Below are 7,876 nucleotides of genomic sequence, written 5' to 3' on the forward strand. Positions count from 1 at the left end.
AAATACCTGTTTCTACAGGCGGTTTAATTTTGGGTTACTCTCCGGTCACACACCCTGGCGTATTGTACAGAACCACAAAAACGTAAGGAATACTATATGAGCGAAGGAATCAACGTTTACGACGAGGTCAGGAGTCCCTACGGCTTCGTTTCCGAAGCGAAGGAATTTGAGAAACAGGCCGCCGAAGGAATACCTTGCATTTTCTTGTCACACAGGAGGGGAGACAAAGAGCGGGTAAAAGAGTTTGGTGAATACATTAAAAAAGCCGGAATCAACATCTATCTCGATGTCGAAGACCAGGAGTTGCAGGCGGCGGTGGAAGAAGGTGACGATGCGAAGATTACGGAGTTTATTGAACAGGGAATCCGTTACAGCACTGACCTCATGATTTTCTTGTCGGAATCGACGCGAAAATCGTGGTGGGTACCGTATGAGATCGGTTTTGGAAAAGCGGCAGGAAAAGTTTTGTCATGCGTGAAATTAAGAGATGTGAAGATTAGCGATCTTGCGTATTTGAAGATTGTTCAGTGCTTGCGAACCCCAAAAGAAATGGATGCCTATCTTGAGGAGGTTCTGGTGAGGAAGGCTGATGTTGGTGCTAAATCAAAGAGTTTAGAAAGGCTGGCGGAACTAATGATTGAATCGCATGTCGGAAAGATTAGTTTAGCGAGCCTTATTGGACATCCACTGGATGTTTATATGAACGAAGAGTGATTGTTAGTAACAAAAAACCCAAAATAAATCAAATCCATGCGTAAGGGTGTTAATGTTTTCGATGAGGTAGGTCCTCTTTTTGGCACAAAAAAAGAGTCTGCGGTGATTGAGAATTTTTCAAATAGCGGCAACCCCTGTATTTTCCTGTCTCACCAAAGTACGGACAAAGCTCCAGTTGTGGCGATTGGCAAATATATCAGGAATGCGGGGATCGACATTTATATGGATATTGGTGACGAGGACTTGCAGGCGGCAATTGCAGAGAACAATTACGAAGCTATCACGCAGTCTATTGAAAGAGGGATAACTTATTCCACGGACTTAATGGCATGTGTGTCGGCAACAACATTTCATTCGTGCTGGGTACCTTATGAGATTGGTTTCGCCAAACGAGCTAAAAAACATTTATGTGCCCTGCGATTGAATGATATACAAAATCTTCCATCCTATTTGAGTATTCAGGCTGTACAAAAGCTTGATGGGATTAGCGAGCTCAAGGCATATCTAAAGGGCGTGAAGCATCGCCGTCATGGTGTGCGCAACGTATCAGCGACTTTCCGGTATATGGACCTTCTCACAGAAGGTGATGAAACTGATGCTGCGCTGGAGAATTTTTCAAACACACAACTTTTGCACAGATTTTTGGACGCCTAAACCTGATGGTATTTGAGACCACTTTTTTCGATTTTGTTTTGATAAAATCTTTGAACCTCTGGCGAGACGAAAACACGGTGCTGCGGGCTAATTGGCAGGTAGAATGGTGCGTGTGCCGTTGGTGTGGTACTGAACAACTACGTAGTCGCGCTTGGCGACACCGTTCGTGTCGAATCCCTTGAATCCGGTGATACTCTGGAAATTGGTCTTTGCCGTTAGTAAGGCGAAAAGGTGCTGGGTATTAGTGAACATAGAGGGCCAGCACTGGGTTATGAGTTGTAAAGCGTCGTAGGTAAGGGTGGCTGCTGGGGATGGTTCTTCAGCGAAGGTTTTCTGATAGGAAAGGCGGAAACGCGAAAGTTCTTCGCAGTTGGTGGAAATCTGCCATGCCGGGGCAATTGTTATCACAGAGGTGTTATCAAAAGCGGCTACAGAATTAAGACCAAGAGGTACCAACAATACGGTCTTAGATGTGGTCTCTGAGGACAAGTTTTTAATGTAACTATCACCTAGAACAGGGGTATCTAAATAGACACAGTCCACACCCTTCCGTGAGGGATCATGCAGGACTGCTCGAACCTCCTGGATAACATCAAATGGATGTGATGTGAATTGAGCCGTGGCGGCGCCGCCCAGTTGTTTGATAGAGGAGGCAAACTGAACAGCCGAGTCGGTGGAATAATATGCTATGCAAAGGGCGTTGGTACGGTTGAGTACGGTTCTCGCGAACTGGGCGAAAAGGCTAGATTGGGTATCGGTTCGGGAATTGAAGCGAAGCAGGTTGGTGTGGTAAAGGAGATTTGTTGGCGCTATTGACAGCACATCGAGGACCGGGAGTTGAGATGCTTGGGCGAAAATTGACGATCCGACGGTCGCACCTCCGGCTGTAAAGGCGATTTTAACGTTGGGTTGCGGTTTGATTTGAGAAGCTAGTTTGGCGAACTCTTTGGGATTACCTTGGGAATCGAGGATCTGCAATGAGAATGGGAGGGGATTGGTTGATTCCTTTTGGACGAATTCAATGGCGCGATTTGCCTCTTGTCCGAACTTGGCGGACGGTCCAGTCATCGGGAGGATCGTGGCAACGGCTGGAGGTGGCGGCCACAAATGATTGCGGATGGTGGGCACGAGAGTTTCCTTCACAGCTTGGTAAGTTGGTGGGAAAAATGCGATCACGGCCCAGACTATGGGCGCGACGATGAGCACCATGACAACCGCAATTCGAATGTAGGGCATTGCCTCTTGCAGGATATTAGATAAAAACTGGCCCCGGTCGTGGGATTCCACAATCGGTCTTTTGAGAGGCGGTGAACCGCTGCTCGCGCAACGCGGGTTCGAAGCTTTCAGTATGAACCTGACGCCGGACGAACAAAGCCTTGCCGTTGGCGTCCACGACCTCGCGTTTGGTACGGCGAATCATCACGCGGTTGAGCAAGCTGCGATGAGAGATCATGGCCTCGGGGGAATCGAACAAGTGATTGTCGAGGAGATTGACGAGCGACCAGAACTGGAAATTGTCACCCTGGTGGGGGGTGGCGGAGAGGAAGAGCAAATCACGGGTGTGGCCCTGCAGGGCTTCCATGAGGCGATAGTTCTGGGTGGTCTGCTGTTTTTTGCCGTAACGGATATCGAATTGACCAGCGCGGAGTTTGTCCCAGGGCGAAGCGGCTTTTTCGAGGCGCTGGATGGGGAGCGTCTCGAGGCGCCGCCCCATGCGGCTCTCGAACACAACGTCGGCGACGCAATCGGCGCCCGTTTCGGAGAGACGGAGCACCTCGCCGATGCCCAGTTCGTAGCGGCCGGAAACGCGAACGCGGTCGTCGGGAGAGATTTTGACAGGATTTACAGGATCAACAGGATTATTCATGCTATTTCAGGACAAATTCTCCCCGTAAAGGTAAGTTTCTTGGCCGGCCTCGCAGCCGATAGTCGGATTTGATCCGAACAAGCGCCAGAGGGGGATGCGCTTGCCCGCGTAGCGGGCGAAAAGATGTTTATCCGCGCCCAGCAAGAGCGAGTGACGGATGGGAACATGGATGACGCCAATATTGCTGACTTCGTTGGAGACGGCGCGGAGGCGGCGGCGCATTTCCTGCAAGAACGGCCAGTCACGGCTGTCGTTTACATCTTCAAGCTGTTCCATTTGGGCGAGGAATTCGTCGAGGCCGAAGAGACAGATGCCGGATGAGCGCCGGGTAAACGGAAACGGGTCTTGCTCGAACTGGCGCACGAGGTCGGTGATGCCGAGCCGGACGGGGTTGGGCCTGACCTTGCCGGGTTGTGCGCCGGACCAGTCACACGCTTCTTCGGGTAATACGAGATAGCCTGCCATAAATCAGTGGATTGCTTTCTCCACTGCCGTTTGCGCGAAGAGGTCGCTATAGAACGGCAGCAGTTTATCGGACGCTTTGGACCACCGATTGGGATCTTTCTGTTTCAGATATTCCAATCCAGCACGAATAGGCTCGCGCTGTCCGCGATAGCGTTCAACAAGATGATCCAAGCGCTCGCCGCGCTCGGCGTTCGCCAAAAGCAAATGCAACACATCAACAAGGTTCACACCAAGCGGCACCTGGTCGCGGGGCAGGTCAAGACCGAGGTCCATTGTCCTGGCTGCCTGAGGGGCATCGAGTACCTGTTGCAAAGCATCCAACCTTTCGAGCGGTGTGAGCACTTCGTAGGTCCGTCCGCCTTTCATGCGGCCTTTTCGAACCAACGGCGGTTTGTAGCTGGTAAGGTCGCCCATTTCGAGAATCCCCTGGGTGAACTTTCGAATTGAATCCACAGTAACCTCGCGCACATCGCAAAGGGCGCGAAGCCAGATACGGGTTAGGACATCTACACCGTCCAATTCGGCGGGAAGCGGGCTTTCTTTGGAAATCATCTGCTCCACCATTTCACCGATGTCGATAAGGGCATCACGCATGGGCATGGGTTTGCCCGTCCAGTCAAGCACCACGCCGTAATGGCGGGAGTAGATTTCGAGGCACTTTGTGCATCTGATACACCGGCTTGAAGCCATTGCGCTCGGGCACGACCAGCCGGTTGATCTCGACGATGGGAAAATCTCCTTCGATGGCGCGTTTCATAGGTTACTGCCAAAGGTGGGTCATCTGTTTTGCCAGGTTAGCCGCTCTCTTATGAATAACCTCTGGTGTCCAATCGGTTTCCTTGAGGAGTTCTGTCGTCATTTTGATTTCGGACTTTGAATAGTGCTCTTTGCATTTTTCTTTGAAGGCTTTGTTCTGCGCCTTCGTGTTTATTCGCCTTCCAAGGATAGTGAGATTTCCAACATGCCAAATAAGCGGTTCAAGTTGTTTGCGGGTTGGCCACTCAGCGCCCGCATTCTGGGGAAAGATGTGCTCGACGTTGGCCTTGTCCATTCCAATTTCCTTGGTTTTCGACTGCACGGCATTTGCCAATTCGGTTACAAACCACTTAGCAGCTCCTTCAGGCAATATGAGTTCTTTCCCCTTCTCCTCCACTAGCGCATCAGTCGGATTTATTTTGTTCAAGATGGCCTTGGCAGCCGCAAGACATTTGGCGCTGACGACTTTTGATTCGTGCTTGGAGCGAATTTCACGAGCTGCATTAAAAAATGCGGTTTCCAGACCGGCAGGGTCCTGATTCGTAATAAGCGAATAGCGGACGTAAAGCGCAACAACACATTTTAGCAGCTTTTCAAAATCAGAAGAATTCAGACAGCGGTAGCCAGACAGAAGCAATGGCATCGAGCTAAGGGCACCGTGATGCTTCACCATAGCTTCGAGGTCTCTAATTACCCACTTAGATACCGGCACACTAAGATCGATTAGTTTAACATAATCTTCGCATTCCTCTGTACAGCCTGAAGCAAAAGTCAGACTGTCAATTTTATTGGCGGCCAAATGGTCCTTAATCTCACTGTAAAGGCCACGGGACTTCACGTCGCCAAAACGGGAAATCCAGTAATGACGGAGAAAACGGGAAACATCCCGCTTCCCCATTTGCTGCAGCAGAGCGTTCCACTGTTCACGAACGGCTTTTCTCGCTGCGTCGCCGGCACAGCGTTTAAGTAATAGGTTGGCGACCAAATCAGGCACGGAGAGGCGAAGACCGCGGTCGTTGAGGGTTTCAAAGATGTTGTAGGCTTCTTCCTCCTTATAGACATGAACATCTTCGGGTGAGTTAAGGCGGTGAACGCGATTGATGAGTTGCTCAAACTTGTCAAACGCCCAACTAAATCCAATGAGGATCACATTTTTCCCACGGGACCAGTTGTGCCCTTCGGCACAGGATTCGACGCCGGCCAAAGTGACGGGGTACAGATTCTTGGCGGAGGCGTGTGGGTTGTACTTGGGACCGCCTTGTTTGAATTGGGCGCTGAGCATCCCACGTCTGGTTTGGGAGACGCTGCCGTCCATGCGGAGATGGCGGACGTTGGCTTCTTTCAACAGGCATGAGAGGGTGTTGAGTGGTTCAATAAACGCGGAGCCGACCACCACCTGCTCGCCCCGCCGCAGGATTTGGTTAATCAGGTTAAGCGCACTGGCAATCTTGGGGATGTATCCGGTGTGACTACGGTGTGAGCCCTTACCATTCAACACTGGCACCAGATTCTCGGCATGAGGGGCGGCGGCAGCCATGCGCAGAGCTTGCAGCTTGGCACCTGGAGCGGGCCGCCCGTTTTTATCAAGATAGGAGGCGCGCAAATGGTACTTGTAGGTTTCGGCCTGATGGGTCCCCATGGCGGCACGAATGACATGGCGATGTTTACTCACGATTTGTTCGCCGATGTCGTGCTTGCGTCGTCGCAGAATGATCGGAGCCATCATTTTCCAGAGGCGGTGAACATTGCAGACATTGGGGGTGAGCTTTTTATAGCGGGGGTTCCGGCGTTTCTTGGCGGACAGATTATGTTCGCTAACGAGAAATTCTTCGGCGAAGTCACCACGATCAGCGGAACTGTTGGCATAGGGGAAGCGGGCATGAGCCTCTTCGCGCCCACCGGTCACCCACCAGGCCAGCCGGAAAATGTCGGGCAGGCGATTCTTGATGGGAGTGGCAGTGGAGACCAGGCGATATTTAGGGGTAAGTTGGCGTACGCCCAGCCCGACCAGGGTATTCTCCCCTTTCATGCGGGTGCCTTCGTCCACGGCAACACAGGTGAAGGAGTTAAAGCAGAGGTCATCCCAGCCATAGGGTACAGTGCCCGTCAGTTCAGATTTGCGGCGTTTATGTTCCAGGGTGGTACGAATACGCTCGCGCGTGATGGAGACTTCAATTTGCGCCAAGGCGGCAATGATCTGAATCATGAACATCCCCCATTCTGCCCTTGATCCGCTGCTTGGCGGCCTTGCCCGCCGCGCTGGTGTCGTTCGCTCCCAATCGGTTTCTACCCGCACCGTCCTGCTACTCCTGCGCCTCCGTTTCCACATCGTCACCACCACGCGCGAGGGGGAACGCCATTTACTTGCTGAGGATGCGCTCCTCACCGCTTTTACCGGCGACCCGGACGCCCCGCAATGGCTGCCGGAAGCAGATGCGGAAAAACTCATCGCGGTGAAGCCGGACGCCAGCGTGCCGCCGGACATCGCCATTCACCAACTCGTTTCGGTGACGGATCATTTGCCCACCATGATTCCGGTGCTCGACGCGTTTGCCAGCAAGCGTGGACAAGCGCTTCTCGCAGCGCACCGCCGCGTCCGCAGCGCCGCCGGTGCCAAGGGCAGCTATCGCATTGACCACAGCCCGCCGGACGTGCTCGGCATTTACATCTTCCTCCCCGTTGCCAAGTTATGAAGTGCAATAAGGTCGAACCCACTGCCACCCTCGGCGAACGCGGCTTCACTCTGAGCGTGAAACGCAAAGGTGAGCTATCTGGCGCGGCTCTCGAAACGATCAAGGTGCTCGCCTTCGACTTGGGTGCAATGGTATTGAGCATGGAGGGCGTCGGTCATCACCCGCGATTCCTCATTCACGACGGCCCCCGCGAAGCTGATATGGCGCGCGTCATCTACGAGCGCTTCTTTCTTTATTCTCAAAAGTTGGAGCAGTGTTTTACCGACACAGATCAAGCCAACTTCCAATACATCATTACGACGACAACGCATCCGCCTAAAACCATGCGTGAGGGTAGCAAGTGGTTGCGCATGTCACTAAACACGTCGAAAACAGAGGAGCGCTTCTTGAAGGAGGATTTTTGATTATGCCAACCGTCGTCGCCTTCCTTGATGTGCTCGGTTTTTCAGACTACGCAAAAGAAGATCCTGACGGAGCGGTTCGACTGTTGGGCCACCAAGAATTTATTCTTCGCCTTAAAATCCATGACGGAAAGTTTTATCCACCAAGCAAGTATTCCGATCCATCGCTGGCTGCAACCGCTGAAGCGCATCTCGTTGAGAGCTTCAAACACTTCCTCCCCTTCAGTGATTCGATTTTTATCGTAAGCGAAGACCCGGATAAATTTGCCAAAGTAGAGTAGAGAGGGCGGACGGATTGAAGAGGCCCGCAGGCCAATGACCGTCGC

General features: G+C 52.2%; 11 protein-coding genes. 5 read left to right on the top strand and 6 right to left on the bottom strand.

Features of this window, described 5'->3' with window-relative positions; all coding sequences use genetic code 11:
- Window positions 1-96: 96 nt before the first annotated feature.
- Window positions 97-714: a toll/interleukin-1 receptor domain-containing protein gene (locus tag WCO56_27625; GenBank protein ID MEI7733372.1), complete on the top strand. Its 618-nt coding sequence runs from the start codon at window positions 97-99 to the stop codon at window positions 712-714.
- Window positions 715-750: 36 nt separating this feature from the next.
- Entirely contained in the window at window positions 751-1,368 is a 618-nt protein-coding gene (locus WCO56_27630; GenBank protein ID MEI7733373.1) for a toll/interleukin-1 receptor domain-containing protein, read from the top strand.
- A gap of 87 nt (window positions 1,369-1,455) precedes the next feature.
- Here the strand turns inward: WCO56_27630 and WCO56_27635 are convergent, their stop codons facing one another.
- The 6 genes from WCO56_27635 to WCO56_27660 are packed head-to-tail and all read right to left on the bottom strand — an operon-like array spanning window position 1,456 to window position 6,662.
- Window positions 1,456-2,655: an ABC transporter substrate-binding protein gene (locus WCO56_27635; protein ID MEI7733374.1), complete on the bottom strand. Its 1,200-nt coding sequence runs from the start codon at window positions 2,653-2,655 to the stop codon at window positions 1,456-1,458.
- Window positions 2,621-3,235, bottom strand: a complete 615-nt coding sequence (locus WCO56_27640; GenBank protein ID MEI7733375.1) for a hypothetical protein — start codon at window positions 3,233-3,235, stop codon at window positions 2,621-2,623. Before WCO56_27640 ends, WCO56_27635 begins: the two co-directional genes overlap by 35 nt.
- Before the next feature lie 6 nt (window positions 3,236-3,241).
- Window positions 3,242-3,700 (bottom strand): hypothetical protein, encoded by a 459-nt coding sequence (locus WCO56_27645; protein ID MEI7733376.1) that lies wholly within the window; start codon window positions 3,698-3,700, stop codon window positions 3,242-3,244.
- A 3-nt stretch (window positions 3,701-3,703) separates the two neighbouring features.
- Complete coding sequence (locus WCO56_27650) at window positions 3,704-4,294, bottom strand: hypothetical protein (protein ID MEI7733377.1); 591 nt, start codon at window positions 4,292-4,294, stop codon at window positions 3,704-3,706.
- Between the two features lie 22 nt (window positions 4,295-4,316).
- Window positions 4,317-4,457: a hypothetical protein gene (locus WCO56_27655; protein ID MEI7733378.1), complete on the bottom strand. Its 141-nt coding sequence runs from the start codon at window positions 4,455-4,457 to the stop codon at window positions 4,317-4,319.
- Between the two features lie 3 nt (window positions 4,458-4,460).
- Window positions 4,461-6,662, bottom strand: a complete 2,202-nt coding sequence (locus WCO56_27660) for a DUF1524 domain-containing protein (protein ID MEI7733379.1) — start codon at window positions 6,660-6,662, stop codon at window positions 4,461-4,463.
- Here WCO56_27660 and WCO56_27665 point away from each other — a divergent pair.
- The 3 genes from WCO56_27665 to WCO56_27675 are packed head-to-tail and all read left to right on the top strand — an operon-like array spanning window position 6,661 to window position 7,831.
- Window positions 6,661-7,149: a hypothetical protein gene (locus WCO56_27665; protein MEI7733380.1), complete on the top strand. Its 489-nt coding sequence runs from the start codon at window positions 6,661-6,663 to the stop codon at window positions 7,147-7,149. The genes WCO56_27660 and WCO56_27665 overlap by 2 nt on opposite strands.
- Window positions 7,146-7,553, top strand: a complete 408-nt coding sequence (locus WCO56_27670) for a hypothetical protein (protein ID MEI7733381.1) — start codon at window positions 7,146-7,148, stop codon at window positions 7,551-7,553. The genes WCO56_27665 and WCO56_27670 overlap by 4 nt, the downstream gene beginning before the upstream one ends.
- Window positions 7,554-7,555: 2 nt before the next feature.
- On the top strand, window positions 7,556-7,831 hold the full coding sequence (locus WCO56_27675; GenBank protein MEI7733382.1) for a hypothetical protein: 276 nt from the start codon (window positions 7,556-7,558) through the stop codon (window positions 7,829-7,831).
- Window positions 7,832-7,876 lie beyond the last annotated feature (45 nt).

This window comes from Verrucomicrobiota bacterium (assembly GCA_037139415.1).
Lineage (GTDB): Bacteria > Verrucomicrobiota > Verrucomicrobiia > Limisphaerales > Fontisphaeraceae > JBAXGN01.

What these genes read in the sequence shown, in the direction of transcription:
- WCO56_27625 (MEI7733372.1), top strand. Translation starts at nt 97, where the DNA reads ATGAGCGAAGGAATCAACGTTTACGACGAGGTCAGGAGTCCCTACGGC.
- WCO56_27630 (MEI7733373.1), top strand. Translation starts at nt 751, where the DNA reads ATGCGTAAGGGTGTTAATGTTTTCGATGAGGTAGGTCCTCTTTTTGGC.
- WCO56_27640 (MEI7733375.1), bottom strand. Translation starts at nt 3,235, where the DNA reads ATGAATAATCCTGTTGATCCTGTAAATCCTGTCAAAATCTCTCCCGAC.
- WCO56_27645 (MEI7733376.1), bottom strand. Translation starts at nt 3,700, where the DNA reads ATGGCAGGCTATCTCGTATTACCCGAAGAAGCGTGTGACTGGTCCGGC.
- WCO56_27650 (MEI7733377.1), bottom strand. Translation starts at nt 4,294, where the DNA reads ATGCGTGATGCCCTTATCGACATCGGTGAAATGGTGGAGCAGATGATT.
- WCO56_27655 (MEI7733378.1), bottom strand. Translation starts at nt 4,457, where the DNA reads ATGAAACGCGCCATCGAAGGAGATTTTCCCATCGTCGAGATCAACCGG.
- WCO56_27665 (MEI7733380.1), top strand. Translation starts at nt 6,661, where the DNA reads ATGAACATCCCCCATTCTGCCCTTGATCCGCTGCTTGGCGGCCTTGCC.
- WCO56_27660 (MEI7733379.1), bottom strand. Translation starts at nt 6,662, where the DNA reads ATGATTCAGATCATTGCCGCCTTGGCGCAAATTGAAGTCTCCATCACG.
- WCO56_27670 (MEI7733381.1), top strand. Translation starts at nt 7,146, where the DNA reads ATGAAGTGCAATAAGGTCGAACCCACTGCCACCCTCGGCGAACGCGGC.
- WCO56_27675 (MEI7733382.1), top strand. Translation starts at nt 7,556, where the DNA reads ATGCCAACCGTCGTCGCCTTCCTTGATGTGCTCGGTTTTTCAGACTAC.